The 19,645-nt window shown below is 61.2% G+C and carries 20 protein-coding genes and 1 pseudogene; 8 read left to right on the top strand and 13 right to left on the bottom strand.

Going from position 1 to position 19,645, the window contains the following annotated elements:
- Window positions 1-137: 137 nt before the first annotated feature.
- The 4 genes and pseudogenes from ATC04_RS12170 to ATC04_RS12155 form a co-directional block, all read left to right on the top strand.
- Window positions 138-1,115, top strand: a pseudogene (locus ATC04_RS12170) (ATPase, T2SS/T4P/T4SS family); the annotation flags it as partial.
- Window positions 1,116-1,235: 120 nt separating this feature from the next.
- Entirely contained in the window at window positions 1,236-1,487 is a 252-nt protein-coding gene (locus ATC04_RS12165; protein ID WP_047118691.1) for a hypothetical protein, read from the top strand.
- Between the two features lie 126 nt (window positions 1,488-1,613).
- The gene (locus tag ATC04_RS12160; protein WP_047118692.1) at window positions 1,614-2,726 is read left to right on the top strand and encodes a site-specific integrase; all 1,113 of its coding nucleotides are present in this window, start codon (window positions 1,614-1,616) and stop codon (window positions 2,724-2,726) included.
- Between the two features lie 169 nt (window positions 2,727-2,895).
- The gene (locus tag ATC04_RS12155) at window positions 2,896-3,585 is read left to right on the top strand and encodes a hypothetical protein (protein WP_152666805.1); all 690 of its coding nucleotides are present in this window, start codon (window positions 2,896-2,898) and stop codon (window positions 3,583-3,585) included.
- 13 nt (window positions 3,586-3,598) lie between these two features.
- Here ATC04_RS12155 and ATC04_RS12150 read toward each other — a convergent pair whose 3' ends face one another.
- The 3 genes from ATC04_RS12150 to ATC04_RS12140 form a co-directional block, all read right to left on the bottom strand.
- The gene (locus ATC04_RS12150) at window positions 3,599-7,978 is read right to left on the bottom strand and encodes a phage tail tape measure protein (RefSeq protein WP_152666806.1); all 4,380 of its coding nucleotides are present in this window, start codon (window positions 7,976-7,978) and stop codon (window positions 3,599-3,601) included.
- A 137-nt stretch (window positions 7,979-8,115) separates the two neighbouring features.
- On the bottom strand, window positions 8,116-8,592 hold the full coding sequence (locus tag ATC04_RS12145) for a hypothetical protein (protein ID WP_047118694.1): 477 nt from the start codon (window positions 8,590-8,592) through the stop codon (window positions 8,116-8,118).
- Between the two features lie 91 nt (window positions 8,593-8,683).
- Complete coding sequence (locus ATC04_RS12140) at window positions 8,684-9,274, bottom strand: recombinase family protein (protein WP_047118695.1); 591 nt, start codon at window positions 9,272-9,274, stop codon at window positions 8,684-8,686.
- Between the two features lie 225 nt (window positions 9,275-9,499).
- Between ATC04_RS12140 and ATC04_RS12135 the strand changes: the two genes are divergently transcribed.
- A complete protein-coding gene (locus ATC04_RS12135) occupies window positions 9,500-9,880 on the top strand; it encodes a hypothetical protein (RefSeq protein ID WP_047118696.1) in 381 nt (126 codons plus the stop codon).
- On the opposite strand, the gene ATC04_RS12130 is transcribed toward ATC04_RS12135, so the two are convergent.
- The 10 genes from ATC04_RS12130 to ATC04_RS12080 all read right to left on the bottom strand — a co-directional run bounded on the left by ATC04_RS12130 (window position 9,877) and on the right by ATC04_RS12080 (window position 17,552).
- The gene (locus ATC04_RS12130) at window positions 9,877-10,137 is read right to left on the bottom strand and encodes a hypothetical protein (RefSeq protein WP_152666807.1); all 261 of its coding nucleotides are present in this window, start codon (window positions 10,135-10,137) and stop codon (window positions 9,877-9,879) included. The genes ATC04_RS12135 and ATC04_RS12130 overlap by 4 nt on opposite strands.
- Before the next feature lie 4 nt (window positions 10,138-10,141).
- Window positions 10,142-10,906 (bottom strand): hypothetical protein, encoded by a 765-nt coding sequence (locus ATC04_RS12125; RefSeq protein WP_060617028.1) that lies wholly within the window; start codon window positions 10,904-10,906, stop codon window positions 10,142-10,144.
- Between the two features lie 4 nt (window positions 10,907-10,910).
- Window positions 10,911-11,378, bottom strand: a complete 468-nt coding sequence (locus tag ATC04_RS12120; protein WP_047118699.1) for a hypothetical protein — start codon at window positions 11,376-11,378, stop codon at window positions 10,911-10,913.
- On the bottom strand, window positions 11,375-12,112 hold the full coding sequence (locus ATC04_RS12115) for a hypothetical protein (protein WP_152666808.1): 738 nt from the start codon (window positions 12,110-12,112) through the stop codon (window positions 11,375-11,377). Before ATC04_RS12115 ends, ATC04_RS12120 begins: the two co-directional genes overlap by 4 nt.
- Before the next feature lie 400 nt (window positions 12,113-12,512).
- A complete protein-coding gene (locus ATC04_RS12110) occupies window positions 12,513-12,941 on the bottom strand; it encodes a helix-turn-helix domain-containing protein (protein WP_047118701.1) in 429 nt (142 codons plus the stop codon).
- Window positions 12,938-13,549, bottom strand: coding sequence for a hypothetical protein (locus tag ATC04_RS12105; RefSeq protein WP_047118702.1), 612 nt, complete (start codon window positions 13,547-13,549; stop codon window positions 12,938-12,940). The genes ATC04_RS12110 and ATC04_RS12105 overlap by 4 nt, the downstream gene beginning before the upstream one ends.
- A gap of 4 nt (window positions 13,550-13,553) precedes the next feature.
- Complete coding sequence (locus ATC04_RS12100; RefSeq protein WP_047118703.1) at window positions 13,554-14,021, bottom strand: hypothetical protein; 468 nt, start codon at window positions 14,019-14,021, stop codon at window positions 13,554-13,556.
- Between the two features lie 3 nt (window positions 14,022-14,024).
- Window positions 14,025-14,486 (bottom strand): hypothetical protein, encoded by a 462-nt coding sequence (locus ATC04_RS12095; protein WP_047118704.1) that lies wholly within the window; start codon window positions 14,484-14,486, stop codon window positions 14,025-14,027.
- A 749-nt stretch (window positions 14,487-15,235) separates the two neighbouring features.
- Window positions 15,236-15,394 carry a hypothetical protein gene (locus ATC04_RS19375; protein WP_157359287.1) on the bottom strand — a complete coding sequence of 53 codons (159 nt, stop codon included), beginning with the start codon at window positions 15,392-15,394 and terminating at the stop codon, window positions 15,236-15,238.
- 748 nt (window positions 15,395-16,142) lie between these two features.
- Window positions 16,143-17,552, bottom strand: a complete 1,410-nt coding sequence (locus tag ATC04_RS12080) for a recombinase family protein (protein WP_052772301.1) — start codon at window positions 17,550-17,552, stop codon at window positions 16,143-16,145.
- 97 nt (window positions 17,553-17,649) lie between these two features.
- Between ATC04_RS12080 and ATC04_RS12075 the strand changes: the two genes are divergently transcribed.
- From ATC04_RS12075 to ATC04_RS12065, 3 genes are read left to right on the top strand one after another with little or no spacing between them, the layout of a single operon-like run.
- Window positions 17,650-17,850 carry a hypothetical protein gene (locus tag ATC04_RS12075; protein WP_197413533.1) on the top strand — a complete coding sequence of 67 codons (201 nt, stop codon included), beginning with the start codon at window positions 17,650-17,652 and terminating at the stop codon, window positions 17,848-17,850.
- Complete coding sequence (locus ATC04_RS12070; protein WP_047118708.1) at window positions 17,847-18,698, top strand: type II secretion system F family protein; 852 nt, start codon at window positions 17,847-17,849, stop codon at window positions 18,696-18,698. The genes ATC04_RS12075 and ATC04_RS12070 overlap by 4 nt, the downstream gene beginning before the upstream one ends.
- Window positions 18,695-19,636: a type II secretion system F family protein gene (locus ATC04_RS12065; protein ID WP_047118709.1), complete on the top strand. Its 942-nt coding sequence runs from the start codon at window positions 18,695-18,697 to the stop codon at window positions 19,634-19,636. The genes ATC04_RS12070 and ATC04_RS12065 overlap by 4 nt, the downstream gene beginning before the upstream one ends.
- Window positions 19,637-19,645: the final 9 nt, after the last annotated feature.

Below are 19,645 nucleotides of genomic sequence, written 5' to 3'. Positions count from 1 at the left end.
GCTAGGCTCCACAGACATATCCAGAAATAGGGCTCGGGCCGGTCCCGAGGCCCACCGCTGCACCGGCCGCGCGCTCGCCGATGGACCCCGAGAATTCCGGGAACGCCGAACTCCCACAAGGCCCGAAGGATCTTGACGTGGATGCCCTGTCCATCGTGGAAGATGAAGTGCGAGAGCTGGTCCGACGCCGCGGCCTGGACCCTGCCAAGCAGCCCGCATTGATGAAGTCGCTGATCGAGGACGTCGTGCGGGACTACGACGAACGCGCGCTGCTCGGCGCGGTCCCTGCCCTGGGATCTCTGGAGCAGGCCCGGCGCACGGTCTACGACAACGTCGCCGGATTCGGCGCCCTGCAGCAGCTGCTCGACGATCCGAGCGTGGAGGAAATCTGGATCAACTCCCCGCACCAGGTGTTCTGCGCCCGCGGCGGGCAAAGCGAGCTGACCCACATCAGGCTGGACGCCGCGGAGGTCGCCGGACTGGTCGAACGCATGCTCAAGTCCTCCGGGCGGCGGCTGGATTTGTCCCAGCCGTTCGTGGACTGCCAGCTGCCCGACGGCTCCCGGCTGCACGTGGTCATCCCGGACATCACCCACGAGCACTGGGCGGTGAACATCCGCAAGTTCATCGCCCGGGCCGCCCGGCTCGAAGACCTGGTGGATCTCAAGTCGCTCAGCCCCGCGGCGGCCACCTACCTGGGCTGGGCGATCTCCGCCGGGTTGAACGTCATCGTCACCGGGCCGACCCAGGCCGGCAAAACCATCATGCTCAACGCGCTGTCCTCCTCCATCGGGTCGCGCGAACGGGTCATCACCATCGAGGAGATCTTCGAACTGAACCTGGCGCTGCGCGATGTCGTGGCGATGCAGACGCGGCTGGCGAATCTGGAGGGCACCGGCGAAATCACGATGCGTCGGCTGGTCAAGGAGGCGCTGCGCATGCGCCCTGACCGCATCATCGTCGGCGAGGTGCGCGAGGCCGAATCCCTGGACCTGCTGGTTGCGCTGAACTCTGGTGTGGCCGGCCTGTGCACGCTGCACGCGAACTCGGCCCGCGACGCGATCATCAAGATCTGCACGCTGCCGCTGCTGGCCGGGCCGAACATCACCAGTGCCAACTAAGTTTAGACACAGCTAGAGAATATACGGGTTCCCGATACCACTGGCAACGAATTGAAAGCCCCGGCACTGCGCTAACAGTCCGGGGCACGGCAACCGCTTAGTAGGAGCGATCACGTGTCTAATACTACCCTGCGCACCAATGCGCGCACCACTGGAAAAGCTGTCTTTCACTCGGCCCCCGGCACTGCGCCGGCCCAGTCTTTCACGTTCCCAGAGAACACCGCCGTGCAAGTACGCTTCCGGCCCTCCGGAGAATTTGATCTGTGGCTGACCGTCGAAAACGACCACGGCCCCAACCTGACATTCGTCCGCCGGGACGTACCCCGCAGTGCTTTCGAGCTCGTCGCATTCGAGGTGAGCAACTGATGCGCGCCCTCCTGCAGTCAACCACGCGCCTCGTTTTCTTCGGCGGTATCTTCGCCCTGCTCGTCATCATTCCCCAGGCAATCTGCGCCGCCGCGGGCGCGCCGGTCATCATCTAAGCGAGGCGACATGGGAACCGGACGAATCAACGATCTTTGGCATACGAAAGACAAGACCCCAACGTCACGCTATGGAATCGGCAAGCGGTGGCAGGCTATTTGGAGCGACGGGCACGGCAACGTCACCAAACGCTCATTCCTGCAGAAAGATGGCGCGAAAGCGTGGATCGACACACAGATCTACGAGTCCACCAGAAACCCATACACGTTGCGGAAAGACGTACCTTTCGCTACGTACTGGAAGACCTGGCGCGACAAACAGACGCACCAGCGGGCAGGCTCGTTGAAGTCTCTCGATGCCCAGGGGCGTAACTGGATCCTCCCTGCGTTCGAGGGCAAGTACATCCAGAAAATCACGCGGGAAGACGTGCAAGCAGCGGTCAACGAGTGGGCCGGCCAGCTGGCCCCGTCCACTGTCAAGCTCACGCTGACATATCTACGGCAGGTGTTCAACGATGCCGTGTACTGCAAACAGGTCAACGAATCCCCATGCCTAAAGATCAAGCTTCCCGAGCAATTCGAGCAGTCCGAGACAGGACTCACCGACGAAGTCTTGGGCGAGCTGCTGGCCGTACTCCCGGCGCCATTCGATACCGCGGCCCGTCTCGGCGCTGCGACCGGGCTAAGGCCGGGGGAGCTGATCGGGCTGCGCAAACAAGACATCAACTTCCGGACCGGGCACATCAACCTCAGAGTGCAGGACGCGAGCACCAGCAGGTCGAACATCAAGACTGGGCCACTGAAAACCCGGTACTCGGTGCGGAACATCAAGTTCGGGCCCAAGGCCGCCGAACTGCTCCGCGGTCTGTGTGCCAGCGCTGGGCGCCATGGCCGGCTGTTCCACAGCGCGGGCGAACCACTGCTGCGCAATCACTTCCAAGTCGCATGGAAGAACGCACGCGAACACGTCCAAGAAATCGGCCCCGGCTGGCACCAGCTGCGCCACTATCACGCCAGCGCCCTAATCTCTAAGGGATTCTCCCCGGTAGCCGTAGCCGCACGTCTAGGGCACAAAGACGCCAACGAAACCCTGCGAACCTACGCGCACATGTGGTTCGGTGACGATGACCGCCTGGCCGAAGTCTCCGAAGAACTATTCTCGTTCCCCGAGGCGGGAGCCTAAGAACCTCTCCTAGCGCGCTCTTCTCGATTCTCAGCGCCTAAAACGATGAATCCCCGGTCATACCCATATCGCTAGCGGAACCGGCGCTAGACCGTCGCGCAAAGGCCACGCGCACAAGACGGGATGCACAAGCTCGCCCCCAAAATGGAGGCGAGCTAATCGTGCTGGAATGAATCAGACAATGGGCGGTGGATTCGGGAAGTTTCGGGGCAGGGGACAAGCAAAGCTCACCCTTGGGTGCCAGCTGGGATATCTTGATCCTATGGATCTTAGTGAGTTGGTAATTCCCGCTGCGATTGGCTCTGGGGGAACCTTGCTCGGCGTACTCGCCACCAATAGGCACACTGTCAGGCTTGCCCGACTCAATCATGATTACACACGGATTGGTGCGGAACGAGTTCGCCTTGAGGAAACCGCGCAAGTCTTAGAGCGATGGACCAACAGTATGATCACGGTTTTTCCGTTCTACTATCGAGCGCAGATTAGCGATCTCTTAGAGTTCGTCGAAACAGATTCCGGCAGAAAAAACCGGGAGGATGCCGAACGGCTTAAGAATCTCTTAACTGCGGGCAAAGTGAACTCAACATCAGCAGACGTTCAAGCTGCATATCAGAAGTTGGCCTCTCTTTGGTCCGAATTCACGGACAACTCGATACATGCTTTGACCCTTAAAAAGGAAGGGCATACGCCGGAATCTTCATACGTCGATGCTTTAGAATTCCGGGAGAACTTCACCGAGATTATTGACCATATTGCGATTCTTCTGAATACGACCAGAACCAGCTGGATCAGGGAATGCTTGGGTAAACTGCGCCTTGTGATGCGGCGGAAGAAGGCGAGCCCACCCGAGTTTGAGTGAGCCCACCTAGGCATCATATACGAGCTAAGAAAGGCGCGGCCGGTTTTCCGCGAGTCGCATTATTCTGGATATACGCGATGCCCTTTCCGAGCTTCACGCCGTCCAAATGGATCGACGCTTCAACCGGCGTGGCCCGGGCCGCAGCAATCACCATGTTCGTCAAACGCTCATAGTCGATCGGCGCGGCCTGTGCTTGCGCGTACCGGGCGACCTCGTACGACGGTGGAACCGCCAGTGCGAGGTTCGGCTGGTACGCTGCTGCCACGTCATGGCCGAGGCCTGCGTATGCGTCGATAACTGCCTGCCGGCGGTCATCATGGCCCACCAGAATCCCGTCCAACGCGTCCCGTCCGCTGACCGCGAGCGTCCGTGATGGGGAATGCATGTCCAAAGATCGGCGGAAGGCTTTCTCCGCGCTCTTGCCGAGCTTGTAGAAAGCGTCTTCCACATCCTTCGACTTGCCTTCCAAGCCACGCACGAGACCGTCTGCCGCGTCGATACCGCCCCGGTACATAGACTTGGTGACCTCGTCGCCAGCCTGCCCGGACCAGTAATCCATCGACTTGTACGCGTCGTTGAGCTGCTGGCGTTCCTTGCCGGTGGCATTCAGCAGAGCGTTGCCAACCTGCGTTCCTTCCACGGTGCCCAGGTCTGCGATTTCCTGGATGATGGCCTCGTTGTAGCCCTTCTTCCGGAGCCGTTCCAGCATCTTGCCGAACCGCTTGAACTGGGCGGCCTTGCCCTGCGCCGACTTCACAAACGAGCCCGCGGACAGCGGACCCTTTTGCTCACCGGACAGCAGGTTGGACAGCACCCCGCCCAGCGAGTATTCGCCTCGCAGGCCGGACGCTACCGACTTGCTCACTTCGAGCAGTCGGTCGCGGGCCGCGGTTGCTTTGTCCAGCTGGGTTTCCAGCTTCTTCGACTGTTTCTCAAGCCCGAGCAACTGTGATTCCATGCCGTACGCGACAGACCGCAACGCAGACCGCTTGCCCTTGGACAGGTCCTTGTTCTTGGACTGCTCAAACAGTCGATCAACGACGGACATCCCGGATCCCGAGGTGAAGGCATTAGTGATGTCTCCTCGTTTCAGGTCCCTGGCAAGGTCGAAGCGCAGCTCACCCAGGCGGCCGGCACGCTCGCGGGCTTCCTTGGCTGCTTCGTCGGATTTCTTCTTCGACTCCTTGGCCGCTTTCAGTTCAGCCTTCGCAGCTTCCAGCTGGTCCTTGGCGGCCTGCTTGCGGACCTTGTTGGCTTTCTTCCCGTCGATCGAGTTGTAGGCCTTCTGAGCCGACTTCACACGCTTCTCGGCCTTGCCTACGAGTCCACCACCGGCGAGCCCTGGCAGGCTCACCACGGCCCCTTCGTTGATGGCTTTTAACAACGGGTAGTTCTTCTTGGTGGCTTCCTCGTTGACGACCATCTCGCCGGATCGCAAACCGAAGGGCTTGCCGTTTACGGTTGCGAGGATGTTGTCGCCTTGGGAGTTCAGCGGCACGACACCGGGGACGAGCCCGCCATCGGCCGCACCCTTAATGAGTTGGCCGACGAGGCCTCCGGTGTAACCGCCGACGGTCTGGCCGCCGCGTCCGCCGCGGCCTGTGGATTCGTAGGTTTCCTTGGTCGTCACCACTCGGGTGTGGATCGTGGAGCTACGGTCACGTGCTGCGTTGTTCAGTGCGTTCTCTGCGGCGCCGGTGATTGCTTCGGCGTTGATTTTCGCGGTGCGTTTCTTGCCCGCGGTCTCGTCGATCTTCTTGCCGGTCGCGTCGGTGCCGGTTTCGGATACCTGGATGCGTCCGTCGGGCAGGGTGGTGACGATGTAGCCGAGGGCTTCCAGCGCCGAGATGACGGCGGGGCTGTTTTCGTCGATCGTGACCTTGCCGTTCGGGGTGGACTTCACCAGCTCGTGGATCTCCGTGAGCTTCCCGGCGAGGTCGTCCGTGTTCGAATCGAACTGGATGTACACCGCGCCCGGGATCAGGTTCAACTGGTCAGCGTAGGCCGCCGCAGCCTTCTCGCTGTAACCCATGGCCACGGCCTGCTTGATGAAGTTCTCACGCCCGTGAGCGATCTCGTCGGACATCTCAGCAGTGGATGCTCCCGCGGCCCGCATTGGGTCGATGACGGCTAGCGTGCTGGATGCGATCCCGTCCAGGGCAGCAGAGCTTTCGAGGTACTTCTTCGACGTCTTGTCGTAGGCTTCACCGTTCTTGTTGACGACCTTGCCATTCTCGGCGATGGTGTCCGATGCGGAGTTGATCGACTCCTGCAACCGGCGAAGGGCCTCATTCTCACCGATAACGACCATGCCCTTGTTGACAAGGTCGTTGTAGAAGTTGTCGATCTTCTCCGCGGCCAATTCCGCGGAGGCGCCGGCTGCGTCCAAGCTCTCGGCGAGGCCAGCCATGCCGCCGCCAGCACCAGACGATGCTGCTTCCGCACTCTTGAGTGCATCCACATACTCAGGGAACAATGACTCCAGCTTCTCGACGGACATTCCTTGCCCGTCTGCTGCTGCAGTGATCTGTTCCCAGGCCTTGGCCGTGGATTCCGCGTTGCCGGAAGCGGCCGCTGTTGCGAGAGCTTGGTCCAGTCCTTCAACGTTCTCTCGCAGAATGGCGATGTGGTTTCGGGCGCCCATGTCGGCGGCGAAGTGATCCAGGCCGCCGCGGTTCAGCTCCTTGAGAGCGTCCCCAATCCCGTTGATCTTCCCCTCAAAAGCTGTGGAATCCCCGAAATCAAGGTTCTTGAAAAGGTTATCTACATTGGATACTTCATCGCCGATTTTTTGCAGTTCGAGGACGTAGTGGCCTGGTCCCTTCGCGGCTTCAAGTCCTCGGTTGTGCAGGGCGGCTGCAGTGGTGAATGCACCAAAGCCGATGGCAGCCCCGATAAGGGCGCCTTTGAGTCCGGCCGTTGCGATTTGTGCTGCGCTGGCTTTCTTGCCGAAGTTGGCGACGCTGGTAGCGGTCCGGCGGGCCTCGCGGTCAGCCTTGCCGAAGCCGGGGATGATTCCACCGCCGAGGGCTGCGTCGAGACCCTTGAGTCCAGTGATAGTTCCTGTGACTGCTGGTACAAGCTTCATGAGTCCACCGGCGACCAGCGCGCCTACACCGGCCAGTCCGCCGAGCACCACAAGCGCGGTCTGCACCGGGCCTGGCAGGTCGGAGAACGCGCCGGCAAGGTCAGCGACCACACCAGCAATGTCAGCGACCACCGGGAGGATCACGGAGCCCGCGCTGATGGCGGCGTCCTTGATGTTGTTCCAAGCGATCTTGACCTTGGACTCCGCGGTCTCGTACCGCTTCGTTGCCTCGTCGACCAGAGCGCTGTTCTCAGACCATGCCTTGGCGCCGAGCTCCAGCGAGTCAGCGAGTAGGTCACCAGAGTTGGCGAGGGCGAGCATGACCTGGGTTTCCTCGGTTCCCTTGATGCCCATGTCCTTGAGGGTGGCGGTGACGTTGCCGCCTGCCTCGTTGACCCGGTAGATGCCTTTGGACACGAGGTCGAGCGCTTCGATTGGTGCGGCCTTGAATTTGGCACCGAATTCGTCTGCAGACAGGCCTGCGATCTTGGCGAATGCTTCGAGGGATTCGCCGCCCTCGTCCACGGCGGACCGCATCTTGAGCAGGACGCGGGTGGTGACACCGCCGCCGAGCTCTGCCCGGACACCCATGGATGCCAGGGTGTTGGATAGGGCGAGCACGTCGGCTTCGGTCGCCCCCAGTGTTGCGCCAGCGCCGGAGATCCGCTGGGCCATGGACAGGATTTCGGCTTCGGTGGATGCGCCGTCGTTGCCGAGGGCGACCAGTGCGGAGCCGAACCGTTCGACGCCCTTGGCGCCTTCGCGTTCCATCGTGCCCATCACGTTGGAGATCTGGGCGATGTTGGTGGCGGCGTCCTCCGCGGTCAGGTTGGTGGATTCCCCCAGGTCGACCATGGTCTTGGTGAATCCGAGGATGTCATCGCGAGCTACACCGAGCTGGCCGGCGGCTTCGGCCACACCAGCGATTTCCGCATGCGTTGACGGTAGGGTGCGGGCGAGTTTGCGCAGCCCGGTTTCCATCTCCGCCATCTGCGCCGGGGTGCCATCCACTGTTTTGGTGACGCCAGTCCACGCGGACTCCCAGTCCATGGCCGCCTTGGTAGAAAGGGTCAGCGCGCCGACAACAGCGGTGCCGGACGCGACCATGCCAGTGGATACCTGGTTCCAGGCTTGCTCGTGAGCATTCGCGGTCTGCGCGAGCCGGCCGATACCGGATTCGGAGGCCTTGCCGGCGTCCTCGGTCTTCTTCGCTGTCTCCTTGGCTTTGGCCGCCGCGGCGTCCATATCCCGCTTGAAAGCGCCGATCTCGGCCTTAACCCGAATTACTATGTCACGTGACGCCACGCAGAATCCTCCCCTTGAAATTTAGGGTGACTCCTAGATTCAGTATTTCGACTGAGTCGAATCTCTGCTTCGAATTTCCGGAAATGCGGAAGTGGGGGAGATCCTTACTAGGGGAGGACTATGGCGGGATTACGGCGTTATTCGACGATTTCCGGGACGTTTGGAACGTATTCAATCCATTCTTCGGTTTCCGGATCGTAGCTGTCGCACTTCCATGCAGACCATCCCATGCGGTTCATGGCTTCCCAATGAGTGGCCTTGCATTCGTCGGTCCAGTCCAGGGGGTCAGCTGCGGTGCATTGGGTCCCGCGCTCTACGTGCACGAGCATGTGCGCAATGATCGCTTCGAGGGTGATTCCCCCGTGGTGCTTCGGGTCGTAACCGTCCAGGACAGTCAGGGCGACGTAGCTGGTCTGGTCGGCGCTGGAAGCAGGGAACATGCGTTCCCAGTGCCATGCGCCGAGGCCGCCGGTGGGAATTTCGGCAGGGGTGTTCACGACGCGGATCATTCCGCGGTACTTCGAGCGAGCGAAGAGGCTCGTGAAAGTGCTGTGGAAGAGACCGGACCAGATGCCGGTCGTCGAAGTCTTTGGGGTGTGGTTATGATTGTTCATGATTCTTACTCCTTGTCGGGGTGGAATTAGGCGGTGCTGATTGTTCTTGGCGGAAGGTCAGCACCGCCCTACATTCGGGCATTGGGCCCGCTTATTTAGTCCCAGCTTCGTCCTTTTTGAGAAGCCGGTACATCGTGGAGACGCTGATTTCCGCAGCGCTGGCAATTTGTTTGGGCGTGAGCTCGCCGGCCTCGTGCAGTTTCTTCACCAGGGCGATCTTTTCGGCGTCGTGTTTGGGTGGTCGTCCGCCGAGCTTGCCGCGCTCGCGTGCGGACTGCAGGCCCTTGGCAGTGCGTTCCATGATTAGGCCGCGTTCGAATTCAGCGAGCGAGGCGAAGATGTTGAACACCAGCTGGCCGTTGATGTTGCCGGTGTCGATACCCTCCTGCAGGGACTTGAATCCGATGCCCTTGTCTTTCAGCTCGTTGACCAGCTCCACGAGGTGGCGCATGGAACGGCCTAGGCGGTCGAGCCTGGTCACTAGCACCGTGTCGCCGGGACGTAGGTAATCGAGCATTTCATCGAGCGCTGGGCGTTGAGCCTTGGCACCGCTGACGCCGCGGTCCGTGAAGATTTTGAATGCGCCAGCGTCGGTCAGTGCGCTCTCTTGTGATTCAAGCGAGGTGCCATGTGCTGCTTGCTTGGCGGTGCTGACTCGGGCGTAGCCGATGATGTTGCCCACGTGGTGACTCCCAGTAACTCGTGATTGCCTATTGGTTATGGGTACAGCTTATGGCAATGGGTTATGAGAATGCAACACGTTTAAAAAATTGGTTTATTATCCCTAGTCAGCGCATTCTCAAGAATCCATAGGTTATGAGAATCTTGTCCGATAATTCGGAAATCCGGCCGGAAATGCACGCCCCTACGACTAGGCTGGAAGCACCAGAATAGAAAAGGGGTGGGCATGGATCAGAACATGCGATTCGAAGCACCGAAAGACCTAAGCGGCATCATGGTTATTCAAGGTCGAGACCGGGAATATCACTTCAAGCGTGGACAAGTGAAATCGCTACTCGCGAAGCTGTCCGAATCCTATGCGAAGTCAGCAGGGGACATGGATGCAATGAATGCTGTGTTCGATGACTTCCTGGCTTTCACAAAGATTAGCGACCCACTACTCGTGAAGAACCTGCGGGCGAATACGACCGACATTGTAGACCGTCTCTACGCCGAGGACCCGAGCATCGCAAACGCAACAATGCCGGCTACCCTGCGCGGCTTCTACATGCTCAGGCACCGGGAACTTCTCCGGGCCTGGCATGAAGAAGCTGACCAAGAAAACTAGTCGTTGGCGAACTGGGCGAGCACGCCTGCTGCGCCGTGTAGGTAAGCGATTCCCTGGGCGTTGATGCCCAGGGTTTTCGCGTATTCGGGGTCGTTGTCGAGCAGCTGCAGCATGTTGCGTAGGCTGTTCGCGGTGTGCTGCACGAGCGTTGTAGGGTCGGTTCCGCCGATGGGGTACTGGCCGGTTTCGATCAGTTGCGCGGCCGCTTCAAACGGGCTCGTGTCCATACGTGGTGGGAAGTCTCCAATTTTCGCCATGAGTCTATTCTTCCCCTTGTCCGGTAATGGCGGCCATGGCTTCGCGTAGGCCGTCGGTGATCGGTTCGCCGTACTGGCTGATGGGGGTATCTCCGCGCCACCCGGCCAACACGTTATGGGTTGCGCCGTACTTGTCGTTGAGGTCTCCCAAGCTGGTTGGCAGGGTGCCCTCGTCGAGCCAATAGCGGATCACCTGCGACTGAGTGGTCAAGTGCAGGGCTTCCTGCTTGCTCGCAAAGGACTTCCCATGGTGTCGGACCGTGGTTCGGTATCGGCCGTCGACGGCATCCCAGTCGGATTCTTCGACCTGTCGGATGTACGGGCACCCGTCGTATTCTTCGAGCTTGGCGCGCAGCTTGTCGACCTCGGCGTCGATCTTCGCGGCCTCCTGCTTCTTTTTCGTCGCTGCCTTGTCCAGCTCGTCGGCTTCCACGCGCAGCGAGTCACGTGCGGCGTCGGCGGCCTTGGCACGTGCTTCGCGTGCTGCCTGGTCGTAGGCGCTGGCCTTGCGCTGCAGCGTGAGCACCTGGGCGGTGATGCGTTCGGCGGCGCTTTCGTCTGCGAGGATTGCGGCGTTGGCGCCGGCGTCCAGCTGGTCGGCTTCGGCACGCTTGGCCGCGGCCTGCGCTTCCCACTGCGCGGCGTCGGCGTCCAGCTGGTCGGCTTCGGCACGCTTGGCCGCGGCCTGCGCTTCCCACTGCGCGGCGTCGGTTAGTGCCTGGTCGCGGTTCTTGCGGGCGGTCTCGATGGGCTTGGTGAATAGACTCATGGGGTTATCCTCTTTCTGTTTCGGTGCGTAGTCGTAGGGATGCGTCGTTCAGTCGTTGTTCGTTCTGTTCAAACAACCGCTGCGTGAGATCCAAGATGATGTGGAGCGTCCAGACGTGGGCCCAGTGCCGCGCCCTGCTCAAAAGACGCTTGTAAAGCTTGGCGGGCATCCAGCGGGGCTGGTCGGCCCCGTAGAGGATCTGGGCGAGTACCTGCTGCTCGTAGGCGTTCATGGTTCTGTCTAGGTCGCTCACGGCTTGGTGGAGCATGAGGTCATGTTCTAGGCACAGGTACGCTTTGGACCCGTTGCGGCGCCGGATGACGGTATCGGCTGGGGTGGCTGCGAGTCCTACGCACATTGCGCATGGGTCGCCGGTGCTGGTTGCGTTCGGGCGGCCGGTGAAGATCGGCCCCATGAGTGGGTGGATCTTCCCGCCGATGCCGAGTGCTTTCTCTCGTATGCTGGCGATCATGGGGTGACGATTCCCTTGGTAACCTCGTGGATGCGTTTGGCCTGCTCGATGACAAGCTCGCCGTTCGGCTGGGCGGCCAGCTTGTCGGCTTCCGCAGCGGTCATGCGCCGGCGTGACAGTTCTTTGCCGTCCAGGCTTTCGTAGATGACAACAATGGGGCTGTCACCGGTGGCCGGCTGCTTGGCTTCGGTGATGGGGTCCATGCTCTTGGCTGCTTCCTTGGATTCCTGGGCCATGGTGCCGGCGGCTGGCGCGGCTGGGCGGTTCATCTCGGCGGCGATCTGGTTGGCCTTGTCGGCCGCCACCTGTCGGCGTTCAGCTTCGTCGCCGGCGATCTTCCCGGCTTCGTCGTAGCACTCCTGCAGGATGGTGCGTGCCTGCTTAGCTAGAGTCGTGGGGACAATGCCGGGGTGCTTGCGCATGATTGCGGTGCCGAGGGCGCTGTCTGCGGCTTCGAGAGCCAAGTCAGCGATCCACAAGTTCGGGGTTCGGTCGCCGGCTTCGTTGAGCTGCAGCGTCTGGGACTTGCCGTTCAGAAGACCGATTAGAGCGTCGTCGTCGGTCGAGGGGCCGCCCTGCAGAGCTTCGACTAGGCGCGTGTTCTTCGCTTCCTCGGCGCTGGTCGGCTGGCCATTGAGCACCTTGATTAGATCCTGGTCGGCTGCTTCAGCGAGAAGGTCGCGGCCGTGGTTGGCGGCCACGTACATATCCGTAGTGATGTGCTTTTTGCTCATTGTCTGAGTCCTATTCGGTTGCGGTGGTGATGGTGGGGCAAGTTCCCTTTTCAGGTACCGGCGAACTTGCCCCACGCTGACCGCCGAAAAGGAGGAAAAGCGCGGCCTCACATTCCCTAGTCTGCCGAGGTTCAGGGCTTGCTGTTCAGATTTTCCGCATTTCCGGAAATACCCCCGACTCGGGCGGTTTTCCCCCAGAAAGGGGAGAACATGCGCGGTTGCCAAAAACATTGAGTTCTTGGGAGTGATGCCGGGTTGGTGTGGAGAATACCGGGGGTGCTGCGCGCTGACTGCGCAGACCCCTGTCACCTGTCCTAAAACTCATTGCCATAACCGAAATGGGGTGTCCGCTGTCCTGGATCCCAAAAGCTCGGCGAGCACATGAGTTATCGGCAATGCCTTAGGCTGCGTTCTTGGCAGTGGCCAGCACCTCGGCGCTTGCCCTATCGACCAGATAGGACTTTTCATCCTTGCGCCTGGCTTCCAGCACACCGGCCTTGATGTAGTTTCGAACGGTGCGATCAGTCTTGCCGAGCATCTGAGCGACCTCGGCAACCGTCATCCATGGCTCTGGGCTCTCGCCACTGGGCGTAGACGGCTCAGATTCCGGTCGGTGGGTGTTTATGCGCTCGCTGTGGATCTGGGCCGCTACGATCAATTCCTGCACCTCGGTGTTGACCTGCTCGCGTAGCCAGATCAGATTGTCGGGTACATTCTGGAATGCGCGCCGCAGGTCTTCGGGCTTGACGACTCGCAGGATCGCATAGGCCGTGGCCGGGGAGATGACTGCCCGCTGCAGTGCGGACCGGTCTTTGGCTACGTAGGTCATGGCTCCACCTCGATCATCTTGCGCAGTTCCTCGGGAACAACGGTGCCGATCAAACCTTGCTGGGCAGTGTTCAGGTTCAGCCGGTCGAGAATCCGGCGCACGGCCATAGCGACCTGGTTGCCGGTGCGCTCGGCTAGCCTGATGCGGCGTTCTTCGATGCCTGCTCGTAGTGCCTGGCTTGAATAGCTGGCCAGCTGGTCCTCAGCCTTGCGCAGCATGTCCCACCAGATGTTCACGGCGGCTTTGTCGGTGTACTTGTCGACCGGGCCCATGGGGCCAATGCCGTTTTCATAGTCAGCTCGCCCCCACACGAGGGCCGCCTGCTCCTGTTCTTTGACGACGGCGCGTAGCCACTGCACTTCGCCGTTCTTCGCCGCGATCAGCTCTAGGAGCGCTTGTCCGGGGTCTATCGGGGCTGGTGTGCCCAGATTCTCCAATAGGCCGCGTATGGCGTCCTGCTGGGCGCGTGCCGCCGCCTTAGCTGCCACCTGTGGGGCTGCGCCACCGTGCTTGGAACAAACGTCGCCACCGATGATGGGGGAGCGCTTGCACTGCTGGCCGGTGCCCTTGGCTTTGGCTTTGCACTGGCGTTTCGGTGTCGGTTCCATGGGGTCACCTGCTTTCGTTGGCGTTCATGTGGTCTGCCTGGTGTTGGGTGCCGGCGATTAGCCAGGGGCGTTGTTGGGCGATTGGCTGTAGACGGGTGAAGTGTTGCCGGTATTTGCGGTAGGTGGCGGCGTGGTTTTGCCAGAAATAGATTTGCTCTTTAAGGTGATGGAGCTTTTCGAGCAGCTTGGAGTGTTGTTCTTCGAGGTCTGCAACGGCTTGGGGCGAGCGTGGGCCGGTGGGGTCGTCTTGGCATAGGCCGAGGGATTCGGCGAGGGCGCTGATGACTCGGCGTTCTTGGACGTTGAGTGCTCGGGCGATGCCTTTGATGGTTTCGGCGTTGGGGAATGCTTTGATTTCGCGGGTGGCGATTGCTTGGAATGCTTTTTGGCTGATGGCGCCGTTGCTGCTGTCGGCTAGCGCTTGGTAGCTGCGGCCGTCTTTGTGGGTTTCGATCAGCGTGTGGAGGTCCATGGGTTAGCGTCCTAGTTTCTGGGCTGCGAGCTTGATTCGTTCGGCATATGTGGATTCGGGGTGCTCGGTCTTCACTTGCTGCAGGAGCTCGTTGCCGCAGTCCGGGAGTGCCAGGAGTTTGTTTTGGGCTATGTCGAACTCTGATGTTTCGAATGGGTTGGGCATCGGTTGGCGGTTGGCGGCCCGCTCTGCGACTTTGCGGCCGTAGTTGAGGCGGCGTTCGCTGCTCGTCAGATATGCGCCGCCGTTCGCTTGGCCGTCCCAGTGAGGCCCTGGCAAGAAAATGATTGCCGGTGTCCTGTTGGCGGGGTTTACTGCAGCGTTGACTGCAGCTTGCGCGAGCGCGGGAAATTCGAATTTTTCATGATTCTTTTCAAGCAAGGTCATGATGCTCTTTGGTTGCCAGTCCGTTCGAATGTTGGCGAGCAACATGGCGAGTGATGCGGCTTGTGTTCTGGTGATCATGGTCGGAGGTCCTTGGGGATCAGTTTTTCGAGTTCGCGCATTTGCCGTTTGCGTTCTTCTTCGAGGCTTATTGGTTCAGCAGCAATTTCGTGCGCGTGCGCGGTCGTAAGTTGAGAGGCTGGCTGATGGTATTCCTCTAATTTCTCCTCCAAGTACTCCTCCGTGGTTCCTGGTGTTGTTCCTAGGGGTACCTCTAGCTGTCTCAGGTTCGGAACCGTAGCTGTCTCACCCTGGGTACCCGTAGCTGTCTCACCCTGGGTACCCGTAGCTGTCTCATGGTGGATACCTCTAGCTGTCTCACCCTGGGTACCCGTAGCTGTCTCAGGTTCGAGCGTTCTGGGCACCTGCTGCCATTCGATATTTCGACCAGTACCACTCGGAACAAACGAGAACTTCGGGTCCAAAGCTAGGGCATACTCAGCGCGCACACCGGTCCGGGCCTTGCCGCTAGACACTATTGCGCCGGCCTTGGCCAGGGCGCCGAGGACTCGAACTGCGGTCCGGCGTGAGCTCTCCCGCTTGCTATCGATATCAGCGCCAAGAGCCGCAGCGAGAGCTTCCCAACCTCCGAAATACACGGGTGGAAAGTCAGCGTCCAGGGATACATTGGCCATGTAGGTGAGTGCTCTGGCTTCTCGGTGGTCGAGGTGCGCCCAATGCGCGAATACCATTGCTACGTTGCTGGCGCCCACGGGGTCACCTCACTTTCATTGGATGGGGCTCGGCGGGAATTGTGCAGCTGGAATAGTTCATGCTGCTTTCGATGCCGAGGCGCCTGGTGCGAGTTGGAAGCGGATGTTTGCGATCTGCTCGTCTGTGAGGCGTGGCGCGGCGGCCACGAGGGCGCGCACGTGTTCCGCAATCGTTGGGATGCGGTCGGTTTCGATATTCAGTTCTTCGGCGGACATAGCGTTAGTCCTGGCTCCGGAAAGCAGCTTCGGCGTCCGATAGCCTGATGCGGACCGAGCGGGGCCCTAACCGGTACACCTTCAGCGTGCCGTCTTTGATTCGGCGCTGGACGGTGGAGCGGCTGACTTCGTAGTGGTCGGCGATGGCTCGGATAGAATGAAAAATGTGATCCTTAGGGATGACCATTTTCTGTTTCCCTCGTTTCTGGCGAGACGGGTTAGCGGTGAATGTTTGAGCCGGAGTTGTTTGCAGCTTCTCCGGTTCTTGAACCCCGGGTGGTCTTTGCAGGACCGCCCGGGGTTTCTGGCGCTTTGTGCACCTTGTGACACCACTATAATCATGCTTTTACGAGTTTGTCGCCCGGAGAAATCCGTTCTGACCAGTGGTTATCAGTGATTACTGGAGCTTTACTCTATTCGTTTTGGAAAGCGGTTGGTTATCAAACCCGGCTCTAGTAATCACAAGTTCCAACCGCGTTCACAAAATAACCGCTGATGGAATCAGGTAATCAGCGAAGCTATGCAATTGGCATTCGGTTATCACTTGGTAGGCAGTCGCGAAGTTTTCACAGTTCTCTGGGCGGCACAAAAAATATTGAAATATATTTCCGAGTGCCAAAAATCGCGGATAAACGAGAAAGCGCGCCCACTGCCGGAATCACCAGCAGGAGCGCGCTTTTTCGATGCCTAAAGCCGTCTCAAAATCAACTTTCCACAAGCTCGTCAACAGCCGAGTTAATGGCGATCCCTACTTCCAAACCACTTCCACGCGCCGGGGATCGAACCGCCGCGGCGCCGCGATGTTCACGGCCTTGATTGAAATATCCATCATCGCCTTGATGACTGCGCGCCGGCTCTCGATACTCGCGTTCTCCCACCAGTTACGGATATTGCCGACCTCCACCGGTGGCACCGCCGAACCGCTGCTGAGCGCTGCCAGCTCGTTCTGCGCTGCCTGCGTCTGATGCCGCAGCGAAGCGCTGATCGTGGCCAGCTGCGACGCTTCGATCAGTCCCTCGGCAAAAGCGCTCGAAGCCTGGTCTAGCCGGCCGCGCAACACAACAAGCTCTGTCTGCAGCTGGATCACGCGTTTCATGTCCTGTGGAGCTGATAAGCGGGTGCGCACGTCATCATCGGACAAGCGCGCCAGGACAAGCTCAGTCACCATTTCGTCGATGGGATCCGCTGTTTGGAAGCTGTGGCCGGTGCCGCGGGTCGCGCACTTGTAGTACTCCTTGTTCTTGATCTGAGCCTTGGATGACCGCGTGGACCCTCTCATAGGCTCGCCACAAGCGCCGCAACGTAGGATGCCGACCAATAGCCGTCGCACCTTGGATTCGGCGTTCCTGCGACGCGTAGGGTCCGCGAGGATTTGGCAGGATGCCAGCCAGTCAGCTTCCGAAACGATGGCCGGCGCTTTCGAGTCGCCGATGACTTTGCCCTGGTGCGTGCTCTTGCCGGCGTAGGTGGCCCGCTTCAAGAGGTTTCGCATGGCTGTATGGTTCCATGGCAGGCCGCGGCGCGTGAGCCGGCCGCGCTCGTTGAAGTCGTCGACGATGCTGCCGATGGATACCCCGTTCAGGAAGTCGCGGTAGGCGTTGGCCACGTCCTTGGATTCCTCGGGGTGTAGCGCCAGTGACTTGTCGTGCTGGCGCTCGTAGCCGTAGGGGACCGGGCCACCGGTGAATGCGCCCTCTTTGGCGAGTTCTAGTTTCTTGCGCTTGATGCGGTCCGATTTGTGTTCGGATTCGAACCGGGCCCAGGCGCCGAGGGTTCGGGCTACTGCGCGGCCGGATGCGGTGGAGAGGTCGATCTCTCCTGCTTTGACGGTGAGCGTGCTTGTGCCGGCGCGTTCGGTGGCGTCGATGTATTCTTCGAGCTCGCGGGGGTGCCGGTGTAGCCGGTCGGTGTGCCAGGCGATGATGAACGCGGGTTTCAGCTGGGGTAGGTCGGAGAGCATCTGCCGGTAGGCGGGTCGCACGGCGCCGCTGTAGGCCGATATGTCGTTGTCGATGTAGACCTTGGAGATCTGCAGGCCGCGGGCTGTGGCGAGTTGGTGGCAGTCCTCTCGTTGGCGGTCCACACCCTTGAAAGTGCCGTGTTCGTCCTTGGATATTCTGCAGTAGATAACCGCGGAATCATGCGAGTTTTCAGCCATAATCCTAGTTTACTCGGCTTGCTGTAGGTTGACATGATTACCAAGCGACTTCACGATCAAGACCGTCGCCGCCTGCCTGGACCTGGTGGTGCACTGCGTGCGCGATGCCTCCGGCAACCGCTATGTCAATGAGATCCTCGCCGTGCGCAACCGGGTGGAGGGCGGGGCGATCGAAACCTCCACGCTGTTCGAACGCCGGGCCGGGGAGCTGGTGCCGGCTTCCGGCGCTGACTGGTCGCATGAGAAGTTCAACCTGGCCGGGCTGAACGTCGCCGAGCGGCTGGGGCAGGAATCATGAGCATTTTCCTGGGGCTGCTGGGCGGGCTGGGGCTGGCATTGCTGGCCGACTGGCTGCTGTTCGTGCCCTGGGAACGCACCCGCAGCCGGCACTCGAAGATCGGGCAGGCGCTGCTGCGCGCCGGGGTCACCGCGGTAAGCCCGGCCAAGTTCATGCTGATCTGCCTGGCCAGCGGGGTGGTGTTCGCGCTGCTGACCTTGGGTCTGACCGCCTCCTGGCTGTTCGCCTGCGTCTTCGCGATCTTCGGGGTGCTGGCCCCGTGGGTGTACCTGCGCCACCAGGCGGCCAAGCGCCAGAGCGCGTTGCACGAGCAGTGGCCCGAGGTCGTCGACCACCTGCGCAGCGCCATCCGCGCCGGCCTGTCGCTGCCCGAATCGCTCAGCCAGCTGGCGCAGGTCGGACCCGAGACACTGCGCCCGGTGTTCCGCGACTTCGCCCTGGACTACCGAGCCACCGCGAACTTCAGCACGGCGCTGGACCAGCTGGGCGAACGTCTTGCGGACCCCGTGGCGGACAAGATCCTGACCACGCTGCGCATCACCCGCGAGGTCGGCGGCACCGACCTGGGCCAGACGCTGGCCACGCTGGCCGCGTTCCTGCGCGACGACGTGCGTACCCGAGGCGAGCTGGCCGCCCGCCAGTCCTGGATCGTCTCCGCCGCCCGGCTGGCCGTCGCCGCCCCGTGGATCCTGCTGCTGGTGCTCGGCACCCAGCCGGCGGCGAAGGACGCCTATCTCACCCCGGCCGGGGTCTTCGTGCTGCTGGCAGGGCTGGTCGTCTCCTTCCTCTGCTACCGGGTGATGCTGCGGCTGGGCGCGCTGCCGATCGAGGAACGGGTGCTGTCATGAACAACTACACCGCGTGGGCGGCGCTGTGCGGGCTGGGATTCGGGGCCGGGCTGTGCCTGATGCTCCTGCGGCTTCCGGCCTGGCGTCCCATGGCCTTCGCCGACCGGGTCGCCCCGCACATCCGCGTCGGCGTGCGCTCCTCGCGCATGCTGCAGGATTCCTGGCAGCAGGATTCGGCCACCCCGGCGCTGTGGCAGCTGGCCCGCCCGCTGCTGCAGCAGGCCAGGAAACTGGCCAACGTGCACAGCCCCTCCTCGGCCACCGTGCGCAAGCGGCTGCAAGCCGCAGGGCTGCGCCTGAGCCTGGTCGACTACCGCTCCCAAGAGCTGCTGTGCGCGCTGACCGGGCTGGTCATCGGTTCGGCGCTGATGGCGCTGCTGGCCTTCCGCCAGCCGGTGTCGCTGCCGCTGGCGGTGACGGTGGTGCTGGGCTGCGCGGTCATGGGCTACTTCCTGCGCGGCTGGTGGCTCGGCGAGCAGGTCAAGCGCCGCGCCCGCCGGATCCTGACGCAGTTCCCCACCGTCGCCGAGGTGCTCGCGCTGACCGTGGGCGCCGGGGAATCGACCACCGGCGCGGTCGAGCGCATCTCGCGCATCTGCCACGGCGACATCGGCGCCGAGTTCACCCACACGCTCAACGACATCCACTCCGGCACCAGCATGGTGCAGGCCATGTCCAACATGTCCGACCGGGTGCAGATCGGCGCGATGACCCGCTTCGTGGACGCCATCGTCGTGGCCACCGAACGGGGCACACCCCTGGGGCAGGTGCTGCGCGATCAGGCGCAGGACGTGCGCGATGCCTCCAAGCGCGAGCTGATGGAGATCGCCGGCAAACGCGAAATCTCCATGCTGGTGCCCATCATCTTCGGCGTGCTGCCGCTGACCATCGTCTTCGCGATCTTCCCGGGACTAGCGCTTTTGGAGATGAGCTATTGACGGGTCCGA

The organism is Arthrobacter sp. YC-RL1, from assembly GCF_001454985.1.
GTDB classification, from domain to species: domain Bacteria; phylum Actinomycetota; class Actinomycetes; order Actinomycetales; family Micrococcaceae; genus Glutamicibacter; species Glutamicibacter soli.
The sequence above is the reverse complement of the archived record's forward strand: the minus strand, read 5'-3'. Positions and strand labels throughout refer to the sequence as shown.